This window comes from Rhodococcus sp. BS-15 (genome assembly GCF_000813105.1).
In the GTDB taxonomy this organism is placed as follows: Bacteria; Actinomycetota; Actinomycetes; order Mycobacteriales; family Mycobacteriaceae; genus Rhodococcoides.
On record NZ_BAOX01000085.1, the window covers coordinates 1 to 17,098 of the forward strand.

22 protein-coding genes and 1 pseudogene are annotated in these 17,098 nt (G+C 63.6%); 14 read left to right on the plus strand and 9 right to left on the minus strand.

Features of this window, described 5'->3' with window-relative positions; genetic code table 11:
• Positions 1-1,298 (plus strand): PQQ-binding-like beta-propeller repeat protein (locus RHBS_RS12385; protein WP_128645688.1); only part of this gene is annotated, 1,298 nt, incomplete at its 5' end.
• Positions 1,299-1,324: 26 nt separating this feature from the next.
• Here the strand turns inward: RHBS_RS12385 and RHBS_RS12390 are convergent.
• Positions 1,325-2,877, minus strand: a pseudogene (locus RHBS_RS12390) (succinic semialdehyde dehydrogenase).
• A 154-nt stretch (positions 2,878-3,031) separates the two neighbouring features.
• On the opposite strand from RHBS_RS12390, the gene RHBS_RS12395 reads away from it, so the two are divergent.
• Positions 3,032-4,237, plus strand: a complete 1,206-nt coding sequence (locus RHBS_RS12395) for a lipase family protein (protein ID WP_237669183.1) — start codon at positions 3,032-3,034, stop codon at positions 4,235-4,237.
• Positions 4,238-4,324: 87 nt separating this feature from the next.
• Positions 4,325-5,077: a MerR family transcriptional regulator gene (locus RHBS_RS12400; RefSeq protein WP_121872854.1), complete on the plus strand. Its 753-nt coding sequence runs from the start codon at positions 4,325-4,327 to the stop codon at positions 5,075-5,077.
• On the opposite strand, the gene RHBS_RS12410 is transcribed toward RHBS_RS12400, so the two are convergent.
• Positions 5,046-6,395: an amidohydrolase family protein gene (locus tag RHBS_RS12410; protein ID WP_237669184.1), complete on the minus strand. Its 1,350-nt coding sequence runs from the start codon at positions 6,393-6,395 to the stop codon at positions 5,046-5,048. The genes RHBS_RS12400 and RHBS_RS12410 overlap by 32 nt on opposite strands.
• A 106-nt stretch (positions 6,396-6,501) precedes the next feature.
• On the opposite strand from RHBS_RS12410, the gene RHBS_RS12415 reads away from it, so the two are divergent.
• Together RHBS_RS12415 and rraA are read left to right on the plus strand one after the other, a co-directional pair.
• Positions 6,502-6,885 carry a DUF5313 family protein gene (locus tag RHBS_RS12415; protein ID WP_121871754.1) on the plus strand — a complete coding sequence of 128 codons (384 nt, stop codon included), beginning with the start codon at positions 6,502-6,504 and terminating at the stop codon, positions 6,883-6,885.
• 24 nt (positions 6,886-6,909) lie between these two features.
• A complete protein-coding gene (gene rraA, locus RHBS_RS12420) occupies positions 6,910-7,395 on the plus strand; it encodes a ribonuclease E activity regulator RraA (protein ID WP_128645689.1) in 486 nt (161 codons plus the stop codon).
• A gap of 39 nt (positions 7,396-7,434) precedes the next feature.
• Here the strand turns inward: rraA and RHBS_RS12425 are convergent, their stop codons facing one another.
• Positions 7,435-8,274 (minus strand): alpha/beta fold hydrolase, encoded by an 840-nt coding sequence (locus tag RHBS_RS12425; protein WP_121871752.1) that lies wholly within the window; start codon positions 8,272-8,274, stop codon positions 7,435-7,437.
• A 105-nt stretch (positions 8,275-8,379) separates the two neighbouring features.
• Between RHBS_RS12425 and RHBS_RS12430 the strand changes: the two genes are divergently transcribed.
• The 5 genes from RHBS_RS12430 (at position 8,380) to RHBS_RS12445 (ending at position 12,086) form a co-directional block, all read left to right on the plus strand.
• The gene (locus RHBS_RS12430) at positions 8,380-8,946 is read left to right on the plus strand and encodes a TetR/AcrR family transcriptional regulator (protein WP_128645690.1); all 567 of its coding nucleotides are present in this window, start codon (positions 8,380-8,382) and stop codon (positions 8,944-8,946) included.
• Complete coding sequence (locus tag RHBS_RS12435) at positions 8,943-9,311, plus strand: glyoxalase superfamily protein (protein ID WP_121871750.1); 369 nt, start codon at positions 8,943-8,945, stop codon at positions 9,309-9,311. The genes RHBS_RS12430 and RHBS_RS12435 overlap by 4 nt, the downstream gene beginning before the upstream one ends.
• Positions 9,312-9,673: 362 nt before the next feature.
• Positions 9,674-10,897, plus strand: a complete 1,224-nt coding sequence (gene thrS / locus RHBS_RS12440; RefSeq protein WP_121872852.1) for a threonine--tRNA ligase — start codon at positions 9,674-9,676, stop codon at positions 10,895-10,897.
• A gap of 39 nt (positions 10,898-10,936) precedes the next feature.
• Positions 10,937-11,209 carry a hypothetical protein gene (locus RHBS_RS30460; protein ID WP_237669185.1) on the plus strand — a complete coding sequence of 91 codons (273 nt, stop codon included), beginning with the start codon at positions 10,937-10,939 and terminating at the stop codon, positions 11,207-11,209.
• Entirely contained in the window at positions 11,115-12,086 is a 972-nt protein-coding gene (locus RHBS_RS12445; protein WP_237669186.1) for a serine hydrolase, read from the plus strand. Before RHBS_RS30460 ends, RHBS_RS12445 begins: the two co-directional genes overlap by 95 nt.
• Before the next feature lie 3 nt (positions 12,087-12,089).
• Here RHBS_RS12445 and RHBS_RS30465 read toward each other — a convergent pair whose 3' ends face one another.
• Together RHBS_RS30465 and RHBS_RS30470 are read right to left on the minus strand one after the other, a co-directional pair.
• On the minus strand, positions 12,090-12,590 hold the full coding sequence (locus tag RHBS_RS30465) for an aminotransferase class IV (RefSeq protein ID WP_237669187.1): 501 nt from the start codon (positions 12,588-12,590) through the stop codon (positions 12,090-12,092).
• On the minus strand, positions 12,524-13,000 hold the full coding sequence (locus RHBS_RS30470; RefSeq protein ID WP_237669188.1) for a hypothetical protein: 477 nt from the start codon (positions 12,998-13,000) through the stop codon (positions 12,524-12,526). The genes RHBS_RS30465 and RHBS_RS30470 overlap by 67 nt, the downstream gene beginning before the upstream one ends.
• A 64-nt stretch (positions 13,001-13,064) precedes the next feature.
• Here RHBS_RS30470 and RHBS_RS12455 point away from each other — a divergent pair, with 64 nt between their 5' ends.
• On the plus strand, positions 13,065-14,039 hold the full coding sequence (locus tag RHBS_RS12455) for an aldo/keto reductase (protein ID WP_220709128.1): 975 nt from the start codon (positions 13,065-13,067) through the stop codon (positions 14,037-14,039).
• A complete protein-coding gene (locus RHBS_RS12460) occupies positions 14,026-14,478 on the plus strand; it encodes a GNAT family N-acetyltransferase (RefSeq protein ID WP_183130333.1) in 453 nt (150 codons plus the stop codon). The genes RHBS_RS12455 and RHBS_RS12460 overlap by 14 nt, the downstream gene beginning before the upstream one ends.
• On the opposite strand, the gene RHBS_RS12465 is transcribed toward RHBS_RS12460, so the two are convergent.
• Positions 14,460-14,702: a PLDc N-terminal domain-containing protein gene (locus tag RHBS_RS12465; protein WP_128645691.1), complete on the minus strand. Its 243-nt coding sequence runs from the start codon at positions 14,700-14,702 to the stop codon at positions 14,460-14,462. The two genes, RHBS_RS12460 and RHBS_RS12465, sit on opposite strands and share 19 nt — an antisense overlap.
• 91 nt (positions 14,703-14,793) lie before the next feature.
• Positions 14,794-15,330, minus strand: coding sequence for a DinB family protein (locus RHBS_RS12470; protein WP_121871744.1), 537 nt, complete (start codon positions 15,328-15,330; stop codon positions 14,794-14,796).
• A gap of 167 nt (positions 15,331-15,497) precedes the next feature.
• Between RHBS_RS12470 and RHBS_RS28965 the strand changes: the two genes are divergently transcribed.
• Together RHBS_RS28965 and RHBS_RS12475 are read left to right on the plus strand one after the other, a co-directional pair.
• Positions 15,498-15,644: a hypothetical protein gene (locus tag RHBS_RS28965; RefSeq protein ID WP_183130332.1), complete on the plus strand. Its 147-nt coding sequence runs from the start codon at positions 15,498-15,500 to the stop codon at positions 15,642-15,644.
• A gap of 86 nt (positions 15,645-15,730) precedes the next feature.
• Complete coding sequence (locus RHBS_RS12475; protein ID WP_121871743.1) at positions 15,731-15,928, plus strand: PLD nuclease N-terminal domain-containing protein; 198 nt, start codon at positions 15,731-15,733, stop codon at positions 15,926-15,928.
• Between the two features lie 4 nt (positions 15,929-15,932).
• Here the strand turns inward: RHBS_RS12475 and RHBS_RS12480 are convergent, their stop codons facing one another.
• Entirely contained in the window at positions 15,933-16,175 is a 243-nt protein-coding gene (locus RHBS_RS12480; RefSeq protein WP_187298462.1) for a hypothetical protein, read from the minus strand.
• Between the two features lie 320 nt (positions 16,176-16,495).
• Positions 16,496-17,098: DUF222 domain-containing protein (locus RHBS_RS12485; protein ID WP_374700586.1), on the minus strand; the 603-nt coding region annotated here is incomplete at its 5' end.

Below are 17,098 nucleotides of genomic sequence, written 5' to 3' on the forward strand. Positions count from 1 at the left end.
CCCCCGTCGACGGTGCAACAGGATCTGCTCCCGGTCTCGGATGGACTCTCACTCCGTCGGATGTGGGTATCGAAGGCGGTCAATTTCGCGATCCGGTCCAGGGCAGCGACACCGATTCGATGGAATCCGGTTCGATCTCCGACGGGTCGACGGTTGTCACGCTCGTCGGCCGTCTCGACGGCAGAGAGTTCGTCGACGCCACCCTGGTGGGATTGGACATCACCGACGGCTCGGTGCGATGGCGTACCCCCGCGGAGAATATCGTGGGCTGCGGTGAGGAATTCGTCGACGGCCAGGTCGTCTGCTACCGCGGCACCGCCGGCACGACATCCGAAATCGTGACTGTCGACGCTGAATCCGGGGAATCGAGCACTCGGAACGCAGCCTTTCCGATCACGGGTCTGACCACCGCAGACGGCCACGTGTACGCGGCCCACGCGGTGCGCGAGGGTGCCAGGCCGACGGTGTCTCGCGGCACTGCGGACGCCCTCGACGCGGACTGGTCGGTACAGTTCGATTCCACGTCATCGCCGGACACACAGTTCGCGTCCACGCTGCACACCGAGCACGGAATCGGGCTGTTCGACGACGGCCGAGGGGTGTTTGCCTTCGACCTCGACACCGGCGACAACCTGTGGTCCAGAACGGTTCCCGACTGCGCGCGGTCGGGTATCGCCTCGCGCGACGGCGCAGTGCGGGTGGTGCGGACCGATTGCTCGGATCCCAATACGATCGTGGGTTCGGAGATCGTCGACTCCGACGGAACCGTACTCGCTGCAACGGATTCCGTGACCCTGCAGCAACCGACGTTCGACGCACCCACCGAGGAGAGCCCGCTGCTGCTCGGGACGGGCGGCTATCGGCCGTCGAATCCCGATCCCGTCTGGACCGACGAAAGTCTGGTCTGGGCTGTTCCGCCGGACATCACCGGCCCCGCCGCGGCGTTCCTGTCCACGAACGGACTGGCATACGCCGTCACAGGTTCGGTTGCGCTGCTGCGCAACAACGACACCGCCACCGAGTCCGCACTCGACCTCGACACCGGGAACACGCTGTGGAGTCGCGAGTCGGGAGCCTTCGCGGAGGTCGGCGCGCTCGACGGTGACGTCGCCACCCTGTTCGGACCGGAAGTGCTGCGCGGAATCGACGTCAGAACCGGATCGACAGTGTGGGACATCCCCGTGGCGACGTTCGACGACGAGGGAATCGATCGACAGTCATGGCCGATGTTCGATCGAGTCGAGAACGACTCGATCTACAGCAGGGCCCTGAGCATCTCGGTCCTACGCGCGACCTAGACCGTCCCTCGTCGCTGGGCCCTGTGCTACCGACCCGGAATGTACTTGAGCGCCTTGACGAAGGGCGGCATGATCTTTGCCCACAGCTTCGGCGGAAGTCCGCGCGGCCCACCGAGATTGAGCAGACGCGTCGTCGCGATGGTCTGCGACTCCGTGTACTTGAGCAGGCCCTCGGTACCGTGCCTGCGTCCCACACCGGACACGCCCATTCCGCCCATCGGAGCGCCGGTGGTGCCCCACGTCGGCGCGTAGCCCTCGTCGACATTGACGGTGCCCGAATGCAGCCGCGCCGCAATGGCTTCGCCCTGTGCCTTGGTCTTGGCCCAGACGCTGGCGTTGAGTCCGTACTCGGTGTCGTTGGCCTTCTTGATGGCCTCGTCGATGTCGGCGACGGGGTAGATCGACACCAGCGGCCCGAAGGTCTCGGTTGCAGCGCATTCCATGTCCTCGGTGACGTTCGTCAGCAGCGTCGGCTCGTAGAACAGCGGGCCGATGTCGGGGCGAGCCTTGCCGCCTGCGACGACGGTCGCGCCCTTGACCTTGGCGTCGTCGACGTGGGCCGAGACGGTCTTGATCTGGTCCTCGGAGATGAGGCTGCCCATCTCGATGCCGAATTCGTAGTCGGCTCCGAGGCTCATGTTGCGCACCCGCTGACCGAACTTCTCGGTGAACTCCGCGGCGATCGACTTCTCGACGTAGATGCGTTCGATGGAGATGCAGAGCTGGCCGGAGTTGGAGAAGCAGGCCCGCACGGCCGCGTCGGACACTTCCCTGAGGTTGGCACCCTTGGCGACGATCATCGCGTTCTTGCCACCGAGCTCGGCCGAGAATCCGATGAGTCGACGCCCGGCCTGCTCGGCCAGGAGCTGGCCGGTGGCGGTGGAGCCGGTGAACATGACGTACTCGGTGTTCTCGACGATGGCGGTTCCCACCACCGAACCCGGGCCGGGAACCACGGCGAACAGGTCACGGGGCAGGCCAGCCTTGTAGAGCAGTTCGACGCAGGCCAGCGCGCAGTACGGCGTCTGGCTGTCGGGTTTGAGCACGACGCCGTTGCCTGCCAGCAGTGCCGGGATGGCGTCGGACACCGCGAGGGTCATCGGGTAGTTCCACGGGGAGATGATTCCGACGACGCCCTTCGGCTGGTAGCGGACCCGAGTCTTGGTCAGCACGGGCAGCATGCCGGTGACCTTCTTCGGAGCCAGCAGCTTCGCGGCGGTGCGCGCGTAGTGCCGCGCGGTCATCGAGATGTCGAGAACCTCTTCGAGGGCAGCGGCGCGGGACTTGCCGGTCTCGGCCTGCGCCATGTCCATCAGCTCGTCTCGGTGGGCGAGCACCAGGTCGCGGTAGCGTGGAAGATCTCGGCACGCTCGGACACGGGGCGCTTGGCCCATGCCACCTGAGCTGAGCGAACACGCGCGATCGCGGCGGTCGCGTCGGCGGCGGTGCCGACCGGGATGGTCGCCAGCTCCTTGCCGGTGAACACCTCGGTGATGGTTTTCGTCGGCCGCGATTCGGCGTCGGGGATGGCGATGAGATCGGCGAGCCGGGTGAAGGTCGCAGCTGACGGTGCTGGCATGGACGGATCCCTACTGGTGAGTAGTGTTCGGAGTAACAGACAACCTACCCGCTTGCTGGCTCAGTTCACAGACCCGAAATTGCGCCACCGTATGGCACGATGGTCCATGGTCTACCGGACGTCGGGGCGTACGGAGCTACAGGGTGGGAAATACATGCGCAAGGCACTCGTTCTGGCCGGAGCCGCAGCATTGATGCTGTCGTTGGCAGGGCCGGCTCACGCTGATCCTCTTCAGGACTTCGTCGCTCCCCCGAGCGATCCCGCTGCGTACCTGCCCACCTCTCTGGGTGATCCGTGGTTCGATCCCCCGGCCGGGTACGAGAACCTGCAGCCGGGCACGGTGCTGAACCGTCGGGATGTCGCGGTGACGCCCGAGGCGTCGTCCGTGCAGTTGCTCTTCCGCTCGACCGACTCCAAGAACCGACCCATCGCAGCGGCGACGACGGTCCTGACGCCCACCGCGCCGTGGACCGGAGCCGGGGATCGTCCCGTCGTCGCGTACAACGAGGCAACCGACTCGCTCGGTAATCAGTGCGCGCCGTCGTACACACTTCCGCGGGGCAACAACAAGGAGATCGATCAGGTCCGGATTCTGCTCGACCGCGGCTACACGGTGGTCGTCACCGACTACCAGGGTCCTCGGCAGGCCTATTCGGCCGGTCTCGTATCCGGACACACCGTGCTCGACGGCTTACGCGCATCCCAGAGTGCAGGCGTGACTGCGAACGCTCCGATCGGCATCACCGGTTATTCCGGCGGTGCCATCGCTTCGGGTTGGGCAGCGCAGTTGGCTCCCGAGTACGCGCCCGAGTTGAACATCGCCGGTGTCGCGTTCGGTGGCCCACCGACCGACTACAAGATTCTGCAGACCTCACTGAACGGCCAGATCGGATCGGGCCTGTTCACTGCGGCTACGATCGGATTGTCCAGGGAGTACCCGGAGATGCGGGCGCTCGCCAACGACAACGGAAAGCGACTGGCTCTGGCGCAGAAGGATCAATGCGTCGATGTGTTGTCGTACTCGGGACTGTTGCTGCTGGACCAGCGAAACCTCTCCAACGTGCCTGATGTCTTCGACCACCCGGTCACCAAGGCCGTCGTCGAAGAGAACCGCATGGGCCAGACGAAGCCGGACGCCCCGATCTACATCTACCAGGGCCTGCAGGACTTCCTCATTCCCAAGGAAGGTGCCGAGGCCGTGCAGGACCAGTGGTGCGCTGCGGGTGCGTCGGTTCGCCTCGAATTGGTTCCCGGGGATCATTCGCTGGCGCAGACCAACGGCCGTCCCGGTGCATACGACTGGCTCGGGCAGCGGCTCGCCGGAGAATCCACCTCCGGGTGCGAACGCGTCATCCGGTAAGCGCTTGACCCTCACGCCACGGGAGGCAGCACAGTGTCCTTCGTGAGTGATTCGTCCGCGAACAGTTCGGTTGACGTCCAGGTCGGCATGCAGGTCGGCGCAGTCTCGAAGTTGGTGGGTGTCAGCGTCAGAACGCTGCATCACTACGACGAGATCGCGTTGGTGGTGCCGTCGGGCAGAACGCCGAAGGGCTATCGGACGTACTCGTCCGCCGATGTCGAACGGCTGCATCAGGTTCTGACCTACCGCGAACTCGGGTTCCCGCTCGACGCCATTGCGGCGTTGCTCGACGACCCGGCGGTCGATGCCATGGCGCATCTGCGTCGGCAGCGAGAGTTGTTGAACGAGCGGATCGATCACTTGCACGCAATGGCTGCGGCCGTGGACAAGATGATGGAGGCGAAGAAGATGGGTATGCAACTGACTCCCGAGGAGCAGCGCGAGATTTTCGGCGACAACTGGCCCGGCGAGGAGTACGCCGAGGAAGCCGAGCAACGCTGGGGCGAGACCGACGAGTGGAAGCAGTCGCAGCAGCGGACGGCGTCGTTCACCAAGGACGATTGGAGGGCCGTCAAGAAGGAGACAGACCTACTGGAAGCAGATCTCGCTGCCGCGATGCAGCGGGGTGTGTCACCGGATTCCACCGAGGCCGGGGAACTGGCCGAGCGTCATCGGGCATCGATCGAGCGGTACTACGACTGCGGCTACGAGATGCAGGTGAACCTGGCGGAGATGTACATTGCCGACGCGCGATTCGCCAAGCACTACAACGATATTGCGGACGGTTTGGCGCAGTACCTTCGCGATGTCATTGTCGCGAACGCCGCTCGTCAGGGTTGACCCGCGTCATCGCGGACCGCTCGTGTGCGGTCGATCCACCCCAGACTCCGTGCTTTTCGTCCGAGTCGAGTGCGTGTTGCAGGCAGCGCGCGATCACGGGGCATCGATCGCACACGAGCTTCGCCTGTCGCTCGAGGTTTCTCAGTGAGTATCCCCGCAGTCCCAGGGGCGGTAGAACATCGAGACCGGCATCGAGCGGCAGGCGGCATTCATCTGCCAATCCCAGTGCTCGGAGATCGGTTGCAGTGCTTGCGCTTTCATCGGCAGTATCCACCTCTTTCGGATCAGAGATCGAGCAGTCGGCGGGCGTTGCCGGATGTTCTCGCGCGCCAGTCCGCGAGGCCGCCGTTCGCGGCACCGGCGTCGAGTGATCGCAGTTGCTCCTGCACCGCGGCGATCGGCGTGAAGCAGTAGTCGCTGCCGTACACCAGACGATCGGGGCCGACGGTGGACAGCAACGCGGGCAGCTGCCGCGGGACAGGAGTTCCGGCGAGGTCGAACCACAAGCGCTGCAGCACATCCGGCGTTGCCGGGGTCCCCAGGCCCACCTGCGTTCGGAAGAAATCGACCGGTCCGCCAGCAGTGGTAGAACTCCGCCGCCGTGAGTGAACACCCAGCGGATGTTCGGGAATCGATCGACCACGCCCAGCAGAATCAGATCGACGACGGTTCGTGCTGTGTCGAAGAGGAATTCGATCATCGGTGCCGGACGCCCGAGTGATACTGCGCCCGAATTCGGCGGTGACGTGGGATGTACGAACACGACCGCCGATCGTGCGTCCAGCGCGGCCAGCAGTGGTGTCAGTACGGCGTTGCCCAGGTACATACCGCCTGCGTTCGACATCACCGTCACGCCGTCGGCCCCCAGCTGATCGAGAGCACGGATGGCCTCGACCGTCGAGTCGACGACGTTCGGCAGCGGAAGCGACGCGAAGAATCCCAGTCGAGGCTGGTTCGCCACCACCCCGGCCCCGAAATCGTTGACCCGTCGTGCGAGATCAGCAGCCTTGCCGTCGTTTCCGAAATGCACCCCGGGCGACGAGACGGACAGGATCGCACTGTCGATGCCACAGCCGTCCATCATCTGCAGGTGTTCACCGACCGACCAGGACGGCCACTTCGGCATGCCGTCGGGAAAGACGATGCCCGACGCGAGGGCCTCCCGCAGGTAGAAGTCGGGAACCATGTGCGAGTGCACGTCGATGACCCCGCCGGTGCCCGGAGCGGGCGATGCCGATGCAGACGGCATTGCCGAGTGGGCAACCCCGGAGATCGTCGCGGCACCCAGAGCGCCGAGCAGGGTTCTGCGATCGATCACTGTTGAAGTCCTTCTCTCATCGCCTTAACTGACGCTATCGTCACATATGAAACAATCCGCAGTCAACGGTGAGATCTACCAAGAAGTATCGGACTAGCATTGCGCGATGACCACCGAACGCACGACGCCGAGCCCGCTGCAGTTTCTGGGCTATTCGTTCGGTCGCACGCTGCCCGAGTCCATGCAGGACTGGGTTCGCGAGGATCTGGTGGGCAACGGCGCGCAGGTCCGCTACCTCGCACGGTTCACGGTGCCCGTCATCCCGCTGCTGTTGTTGTTCCTACTGATCCCGGGGCCGCTGTGGATGTCACTGGCGATGATGGCCTTGCTGTTCATTCCATTGGTCTACTTCTCGATTGCACTGATGAACGTCTATCGCCGGCATCGTCTGCTGATCCACGGCCTCGACCCGCAGTTGATCAACGCCAAGGCGCAGAGCCGGGCCGACCGCACGCGCGACGACTACGAACGGCGTCACGGCCGCGGTTGATGTTCGGACGATAGTCTGTGCCGCATGACTTCACCGGTGGAATTCAAGGCAACAGCTGATCTGGCCGACGAGATCGGTCCCGACATCCGCAGCTGCGACACCCAGTTCATTCAGTACGGCAAGCACACCGAATTCGCGGGACCCATCACCACCATCCGCTGCTTTCAGGACAATCTTCTGGTCAAACAAACGCTCAGCGAGCCCGGCAACGGTGGCGTTCTGGTGGTCGACGGCGACGCCAGTGTTCACACCGCACTCGTCGGCGACATCATCGCGGGCCGAGGTGTCAGCAACGGTTGGGCCGGCGTCATCGTCAACGGCGCGGTGCGCGACTCGGCGATCCTGCGCACCCTCGAGATCGGCGTCAAGGCACTGGGCACCAACCCACGCAAGAGCACGCAGACCGGATCGGGCGAGAAGAACGTGCCGGTCAGCTTCGGTGGCGTGACGTTCAACCCGGGTGAGATCGTCTACAGCGACCACGACGGCGTCGTCGCGGTCCAGCTGTAGGGGCCAGGGCGGCAGGCCTGATGCCTGCGCCCCGATTCACTACTTCACGAACGCGAGCAGCGCGTCGTTCACTTCCTGGAAGTGCGTCCACAGCAGTCCGTGCGGTGCACCGTCGACCTCGACGTAAGTGGCCTCCGGGAACACCTTGTGGAACTGGCGGCCGGTGGAATCGATCGGCAGGATGTTGTCGGCCGTGCCGTGCAGGATCAGCGTGGGCTTGCCCGATGCGCGCACCTTCTCCACGTCGCCGCGGAAATCTTCGAGCCAGGTGGGCACGACGGCGTAGGCGGCCACGGGAGCGCTACCGGTCGCGGTGTTCCAGCTCGCACGTACTGCGGCCTCGCTGATGCGGGTCCCGAGGTTCTCGTCGAGGTTGTAGAAGTCCTTGTAGAAGTTCTCGAACCAGGCGAAGCGATCCTCCCGCGCGGCACTGTCGATGCCGTCGAACACCGACTGCGGGACGCCGGTTGGGTTGTCGTCGGTCTGCAGCAGGAACGGCTCGAGCGAGGCCAGAAACGCGAACTTCGCGACGCGATCCGTGCCGTACTTCGCCGCGTACCGCGCGAGTTCGCCTGTGCCCATGGAGAATCCGACCAGGATGACATCGCGCAGGTCCAGCTCGGTCAGCACCTTGTCCAGGTCCGAGGCGAAGGTGTCGTAGTCGTATCCGACGGTCGGCTTGCTGGACTGGCCGAATCCGCGGCGGTCGTAGGTGATGACGCGATAGCCGGCGTCGAGCAGCGCCCGTGACTGGCGTTCCCAGGAGTTGCCGTCGAGTGGGTAACCGTGGATGAGGACGACCGGCTGACCGGTGCCGTGATCCTCGTAGTAGACCTCGACGGGGGTGGAGTTCTCGGTGTCGACCTTGATGTACGCCATGGTGTCGCCTTCCTTCGTGAGTGAAGTCCGACGCGGGAGAACGGTCGTTCTCACCGCGTGTGGACTACTGTAGAGAACGTTGGTTCTCTCGGCAAGGGGTAGGCGATGACCAGTACGGAAATCGGACGGGCACAGGTAGTGAACGCCGCGGACGAATTGTTCTATGCGCGCGGGATTCAAGCCGTCGGCATGGATGAACTACGCACAGCAGCAGGCATCTCCCTCAAACGCATGTACTCACTGTTCCCGTCGAAGACCGCCATCGTCGCCGAGGTTCTTCGCGGTCGCACCCAGCAATGGAACGACGGGATCCACGCCGAAGCCGCCGCCCACGAGTCACCTCGAGAGAAGCTGCTGTCGATCTTCGACTTCCTGGACCACTGGTTTCGCGAGGACGACTTCCGCGGGTGCGCCTTCATCAACTCGTTCGGTGAACTGGGGGCCACGATGCCCGAGGTCGCCGAAGCCGCGCAGCAGCACAAGAGGAACTTCATCGACTACGTCACCCGCTTGGCCGTCGAAGCCGGATGCGAGCCGACCGTCGGACTGCAGATCGCCCTCCTCGCCGAAGGTGCGCAAACCACCGCGGCCATCACGGAGTCACCCGAATCTGCGGCTGCGGCAAAGGCTGCGGTGAAAGTTCTGCTGGGTATGCCACACTCGACGTCATGAAGGCATTCGGCCCGGCCATTCCGATTCTCCGCATCTTCGACGACGCCGAGGCGCGTGCGTTCTACGTGGACTACCTGGGGTTCGCTGTCGAGTGGGAGCATCGCTTCGAGCCGGATCTGCCGCTGTACGTGCGCATTTCGCGCGGGAAGTGTGTCCTGGATCTTTCCCAGCACTACGGCGACGGCACACCGGGCACATCGGTGTGGATACCGATCCCGGACGTCACGTCCTTCAATGCCGAACTGCTGCAGAAGAACAACCCTCGCAGCCGACCGGGAATCGACCACGACGCACCGGGCGGACCGACCATGACGATCACCGATCCGTTCTCCAACAACCTCCGCTTCTGTCAGGTCGATCGCTGACCAGCGCACCTCACCGTTCACAATCGTGCGCGCCACGCGGCTTTCCGCGTCCGAGACCCACTTCTGAACAACCAGGTGCGCCCATCCCCTCCGAACGGAACTTATACGGAGCAGGCAACTCTTAACATGCGACGACGCACCAGGCTCCGAAGTCGGGCGCTGATACCTCTTGCCAGCCGTCGCACCAGCGTTGTACCGTCGATGCCATGATGCACCCGCAGCCATTGACGACGACGCCGGTTTTCTTCCGGCGTCCGATGTAGGCCTGCACCGACCTAAATCGACGAACCCCGGGAGTTGTCGCCCCGGGGTTCTTGCATATCTGGGCACTTCTTCTGGGCGACAACAGAAGTGGAGTACCCGTGAATTCTGATCACAACCGGCTCGGTCGCGAGTTGGATCTGTTTGCAACCAGCCCGGCCATCGGTGCCGGATTACCGATGTTGCTGCCCGACGGCGCAATCATTCGTGCGGAGTTGGAGAAGCTGGCCGCCGAGGAATCGGCTCGATCGGGATGTCTCGGCGTCTACACTCCAGTCCTGGCCAAGCGCTCTCTGTTCGAGAGGTCCGGGCACTGGGACAAGTTCTCGGCCGATATGTTTCCTCCGATGCGCATCGGGGGCGAGGAATACGTTCTGCGGCCTGCTAATTGCCCGCATCACACCCAGATCTTCGCTGCACGTGGGCGCAGCTTTCGTGAGCTTCCATTCCGAGTGTCGGAGCTGGGGTCGATGTTCCGAAGCGAACTGTCGGGTGTGCTGGGTGGATTGACCCGTGTACGGCAGATCTCACTCGACGACGCACACGTGTTCTGCGCCCCCGGTCAAGTCCGGGAAGAAGTTGGACGGGCCCTCGACTCGATCGAAAGGTGTTATGGAGTATTGGGACTCGTTGCGTCGTTCAGGCTGTCGGTTCGGGGCGGGAGCGGACACTATCTGGGTGATCCTGCGCGATGGGAAGCCGCCGAGAGTCAGCTACGGGCGGCACTGGGTGATCGCCCGTTCATCGTCGGTCATGGGGATGCAGCCTTCTACGGTCCGAAGATCGATGTGCAGGTCACCGGTTCTCCAGACACTGTGTCGACTGTTCAGATCGACTTCAACCAACCGGAACGGTTCGGGCTCGAGTACACCGGGTCCGACGGAGAGAGGCACCGCCCCGTGATGATCCATCGCGGCGTGCTCGGCTCCATGGAGCGATTGACTGCAATGCTCATCGAGCAACACAAAGGTCGAATGCCACCGTGGCTCGCCCCTCGACAGGTCGCCGTAGTTCCGGTAGGTGCTTCCCACTCGCAGTCAGCACTGGCGCTGGCCGGTCGACTGCTCCGCGCATCGGTTCGGGCCGAAGTGCTCGAGGAAGGTTCGCTCAGTGCCCGGATTCGGAATGCTCGAATCCATCGCGACTCGTACATCGCGGTCATCGGTGATCGAGAGCACAACAGCAATTCGGTTGCGGTCTCTTACCCCGCGCTGAATTCGAGAGCCGTGCTCGATGTGGACATGTTCGTCGCCGCGGTGCAGCACGACATTGCCGTTCGCGCTCCGCTTCCCACCGTCCCCTCATCGAAAATCACTGACATTTGACACTGAAATCCTTCGCAGGGCGGGGTTAGCGTCGAAGACATGAGCAAGCTACGAATCCTCGCCGCCCTCACAGTGTCGACATCCCTGCTGGTCAGTGGGTGCTCGTCGACGGACGAGCCGTCAGCCGTCGAGCCGACCACCACCGCGCCCTCGAGCGGGAGCCTCGAGACCGACGACGTCCAGGCAGCCTTGGACGCCATGGTCGACGCCGGGTCCGTTGCCGCAGTCGCGCAGGTACGCGACGGCGAGAGTTCGTGGTCGGGGGGCGGCCGGTCTCGTCGAGCGCGATGGTGCCGAGCCGGCATCTGCTGACGACCCGGTCCGTATCGCCAGCGTCACCAAGGCGATGGTTGCTGCCGTGGTGCTGCAGCTCGTGGACGAGGGGAAGCTCGAGCTCGATCAGCAGGTCGACGAGGTGCTTCCCGGTCTGTTGCCCAGGCCGGTGACCGTTCGCCAACTACTCGATCACACCAGTGGCGTTCCGGACTACTTCACCGGATTCGACTCTGCGGAGCAGATAGCCGCCCGCGCGAACGATGCCGTCACCGACGACCAGTTGATCTCTCAGGCCTTGGCCATGCCCTGGACGACCGAGCCGGGCAAGGAGTTCAGCTACGCGAACACCAACTACGTCCTCCTCGGACAGATCGTCGCCGAACTGGACGACAAGCCCATCGGACAAGCGTTGCAGGACAGGATCTTCGATCCGCTGGAGATGGCCGACACGACGTACCCCACCGATTCGACTCTGGACGAGGACGCTTTGCACGGCTACACCCTGGAGAACGGAACCTACACCGACGTCACCGATTACGACGCCAGCATCTGGTCGTCCGGAGCCGCCGTGGTCTCGACCGTCGGCGACATGAATACCTTCTTCAGAGCACTGTTCGACGGCACGCTGATCCCGCAGAATCTGATCGACGAGATGCAGGTCGTCACACCGTCGACGTACGGACTCGGCCTGCTGCTGGGCGGGGACGCGTGCAACCCGGGATCGGGTGAGCTCGTGTTCGGCAACCGCGGCAACGGCTTCGGCTACCGCACCTTCGCATTCTCGAGTCCGGACGGACAGCGTCAGGTATCGCTGGCCTGGACCACCGCCGCGCCGAATCCAGCCGCGGATCCGCTCGAGCAGGTCGCCACCAACGCTGTGATCACCGGACTCGCAGCGAGCTGCCCGGCCTAGCACTCACAGCACGCTCACCCAGCCATGCACTTCGTCGCTGGTGAGCGCGGCCTGGTGACGCTTTCGCAGGGTGAGCGTCACCGGGCCGATCTCCTTTGTTCCTATTGCGCGACCATCGATTTCGTACACCGGAGCAACTCCCGCGGAGGTGCCGCACACGAAGACCTCGTCGGCGATGTACAGCTCGGTGAGATCGACAGTTCGCTCCTGAACCGTCAGTCCTTCTTCGCGCGCCAGGGTCAGAATGGTCCGACGGTTGATGCCGTCGAGAATGTCGCTGGTGACGTCAGGGGTGACGAGCACTCCATTGCGGACGAGAAAGATGTTCGCCGCACTGAGTTCACAGACGTGACCGTTGATGTCGAGGAAGATGCAGTCGTCGAAGCCACTGTCGATCGCATCCTGTTTGGCCAGAACAGAATTGACGTATGCTCCGTTCACCTTGGCACGCGAGGGGATGGCGTTGTCCGGAATTCGTCGCCACACACTCGTTTTAAGCCGCATGCCGTTCTGCGGAACGATGGGGTTCGCGTCGTACAGGAAGATGGAGACCGTGGTGTGCAGACCACGTACCGAGTTCCCGGGATCGACTCGTCGACGTGGACAGTGGCGCGAACGTAGACCTCGGTCGTCGGAGCGTTGGCGGCGACGACATCGCGCGTTGCCTGTACGAACCTCTCGAACGTCCACTGCGACGCGAAGGTGTCGATGCCGATGATCTTGCAGGATTCGACGAGTCGCCGATAGTGATCGAGCAACCGGAACGCGGTACGCCGGTCACCGTCCACCTGCACCGGGAACACCGTGTAGACACTGAGCCCGTACAGAACGGCCGAAGTTGCCACTCCGAGCGTCGCATCCTGCGCCTCGACCAGACGATCGCCGAAATACACCTTCGAGTGTGGAAGAGCCATGCGGCGATGCTAGTCGCCCGGTGAGTCCAAGCGACAACGCTTTTACTTCTCTATGGTCGAGTACATGACCACACGCACCGTACCTACCCGCACCCTGTGGAACGACGGACCGACAGTCGGAGCCATAGGCCTGGGCTGCATGGGAATGACCTGGGCGTACAAGGCCGACGATAGGACGGAGAGCCCCGATCACGTCATCGGGCACGCCTTGGATCTGGGCGTGAATTTCATCGACACGGCCGATGTGTACGGCCCGTTCACCAACGAAGAGGTCGTCGGCAAAGCCATCGGGAATCGGCGTGACGAGGTGATCCTCGCGACCAAGGGCGGTCTCGTCTCTCACATCGGCGACGCCGGCGAACCCGTCATTTCGGGCCCCGACGGCAAGCCGGATCACCTCCGGCAGGCGATCGACGACTCACTGCGGCGCTTGGGCGTCGACCATATCGACCTCTACTACCTCCATCGCCCGGATCCCGAGGTGAACGTGGAGGACAGCATCGGCGCGATGGCCGAGGCCGTGCAGGCGGGAAAGGTTCGGGCACTGGGTGTCTCGGAGTTCAGCGTCGAACAACTCGATCGGGCCCAGCAGGTGCATCCGATCTCTGCAGTGCAGTCGGAATTGTCGCTGTGGACGCGCGACCACCTCGCAACATCCTTGAAGTGGACACAGGACAACGGCGCAGCATTCGTCCCGTTCTCACCGTTGGGTCGCGGCTTCCTGACCGGAAACTTTCGCGGAAACACGCCTGCTGCAGACGATTTCCGTTCACAGCTGCCACGCTTCAGCCAGGACAACCTCGATGCGAACCTCGTGATCGTCGACGCCATCGCGGGTGTGGCGGACGAGCTCGGCGCGACGCCGGCGCAGGTGGCCTTGGCCTGGGTGTTGGCGCAGGGTGAGCACGTGGTTCCCATCCCCGGCACCCGACGCACGTCGCGTCTCGAGGAGAACGCAGGTGCGGCGACGCTGACCTTGAGTCCGGAGCACCGTGCGGCACTCGACGCTCTGCCTGCTCCTGCTGGTGGTCGCTATTGAGATCGTTCGCGTCGACCCAGCTGCCGATCGACCGTTGGCCGATCAGATTCTCGCGGTGCAGAAGGGGTCGTATGCGGTCGAAGCACGGCTGATCGGCGACGACCGAATTCCGCTGCTGCACGAGTCGGTCGACGATCTGTGTGCTGTACAGGTCCATTGGCTCGTCGCGCGGGAGGGTGACGAAATACTCGGGGCTGCAGCGTGGTCCGAGGCGGAGATCGACCGCCTGGTGGTGGCTCCACACGCTCATCGACGAGGCATCGGACGGGCATTGGTCGACGCGATGCTGGAATCGATTGTCGCACAACGTGTGCACGTGGCCACCGGGCGAGACAATCCACCGGCGCGCAGGCTCTACGAGTCCTTCGGCTTCGTGCACACCGAGGATCAACAGGTACTGCCCGGGTTGTGGCTGGCCCGCTACGAACTCGTCCGCTGATCGGGGGCAGCGGCGTTCGGTCGAACCAAGAACCAGATCAGCGCACCGGTGAACGGCATGAGCAACACGAGCAGACACCACCAGAATGCGGCACCGCGCCGGCGGTGGGAAGTACGCAGGATCGATACCCACGCAACACCGACGAGCAACAGCCACACCACGATCGCGGCCATCCAGGCGAGATCGAACGCCAACGGCAGAGTGGGGTTGATGTCACTGCTCATCGCCAACTCCTTCACCTCGAAAGCCAGCTTAGCGTCGTCCGACGGCGACCGGTGTGCTCGGATTCGAGCAGAACCAAGCAGGTCTGGAACACTACCGGTTCGGGGAAGCTGCCCACAGCAGTCGAAGTTGACCGATCTCGGACACGTTCTTCATCAGCTCCGCGTTCACCCACGCGACGGTGTGGGCGACGGTCATTCCAGAATCATCGCCCCACGGGTAAGGGGCGGAAGCGTCCAGGTCAGACTCTTTGTAGCCGTTCAGGATTGATATCCATTCCAAGCGGAGTCCACGTAGCGAAGCCAAAACCTCATCAAGGCTCCCCGGCCATACGACGTCCGTGCGGTCACGCGGCCGTAGCCCGTGCGCTTGGTCTATCGCCGACGTCCACCACCAACCGATGTGCCACGTAATCCAACCGATCGTCGGAACGGGGATCGGGTCCGGCTCCTCGTCCTCCCAGTCCGGGACCCACCTTCGATCGGCGTCCTGCCTCACGTTCCAATTCGCAGGGACCGGCTCCCACACAAGCAACTCGAAAGTGAGCTGATCGAGATGAAGCTCGAACAGAGACCACGTCAGATCGAACTGCCATCGGAGAAGATCCAGTCGATCAGGAGGTTCGGTCACCGGTACACCCTAGAATTGTTCTGTCGACAGTTGTCGGATTTTGGCGTGACTACCAACCCAGCTCGCTACGATTCCCCGCTGCCCTGACCGAGAGCGAACTGTGGATCCGTCGCATCGGCAGTTCCACTCCGCTTCGAATACCGTTGCAGGACATCGACGGTGCGGACGTGACCGGATTGCATGCCGGCAAGAGGGTCGGCCGCATCCTGCTCCGCATCCAGTTTCGGACGGGAACAGTCACGGACTCCGATGCATGGCTCGTCGAGGATCCGAAGTGCTGGGTGCACGCCATCAACGGGGACAAGATCCCGTAGCCGTTCGGGCATCGATCACCGGATCCAGTAGCGCGACGAGACGGCTCGAGATTGTTCGCAGCGCTGGCTGAGCTACCGTCTCGGGTATGGCTTCTGCCGGTGGTGCCGTCACCGTTCTGCTGTCATTGATGGCGTTACTGTCGATCGCCTGTGACCGCACCATGGGCTGTTGGGCGAAGCTGGCGTGGGCATTCGTTGTGGTGCTACTGCCGATCATCGGGCCGATCCTGTGGTTCGTGGTCGGCAAGCGCTATCCCTACGGACCGAGCGGCGGCAACAGATGACAGTTCAATATCCAGTCGCGTTGCGCAGGTCGATGTTCACCAGATGGCTCACTTGATCGCGTAGCCATTCAACGGTCTGCGGATCGGGCACGGGCGGGTGGGCCAACAGCGTCCAGCGCAGCCGGGTCTCAGGAGTCAGGTCGAACTGCAACAGGACGTCGGGATGGCTCGGCCACGGCGAGCTCCAGACAACGCGGTCGAACTCGCTGCTCTCGACAATGCGGGGTAGCGGCTGACCCTCGAACATCACCGGCCAGGCGAATCCTCGATTCTGCGGATGCACATCTGGCGCATGAGCGCCTTCCATACGAAGCGGACCGGCGGCGACAGTACTGCCGTCCTGCTCGCGAGAACCATCATCCACTTACCGTACGCAGGCGCCTACTAGAGAGCCCTACTAGTTTTCGCTCGCGCCCGGTGCGGCGGCTGCCATTTACCGACGACAGACAGAGCTGTGCCCGGAAACTGGTTCTTGCCGTCATGCGGGTTGTCGTGGTTCCTCGTCGCCGGACGCGTCGTGGTTGTCGGGTGGGTAGAGGACTTCTTCGGGGTGGTGGGCGTGGTTGATCAGTCCGCGGCGTTGGGGGTCCATCCCGGTTGGTGGGTGCCAGAGGGTGCGTCCCGGGTATCGATGCGCTGCTGTGGTTTTGGTGGTTGCCCATTTTCCTGGTCCGGTGCCGACGAGTGCGTGGTGCATGTCGCAGCCGAAGGTGAGGGAGTCGATGTCGGTGAGGCCACCGGTGGTCCAGTCGTCGAGGTGATGGGCCTGGCACCAGGTTGCGGGGCGGGTGCAGGAGGGGAAACTGCAGCCTCGGTCGCGGGCGATGAGCACGATGCGTTGGTCGGCGGAGGCGATGCGTTTGGATCGGCCGAGGTAGAGGCTCTGCCGTGGTCGTCGAAGAGGGTGAGGTAGTGGTGGGCGTGGGAGGCCATGCGGATGGCGTCGCGGATGGAGATGCGTGATCCGGTGGCGGTTTTGGCGTATCCGCGGCCGGCTTCGAGATCGCGCAGGGTCATGGTGACGATGGCGGTGACGGGTAGGCCTCGGTGGGTGCCGAGTGTGCCGGAGGCAAGGGTCTGCCTCAGTGCCAGTTTCAGTGCGTCGTGTTGGCGTTCGCGTGGGGTGCGGATGTCACGAGCTGCGGCAGCGTCGTGCGCCGCTGCCTTTTT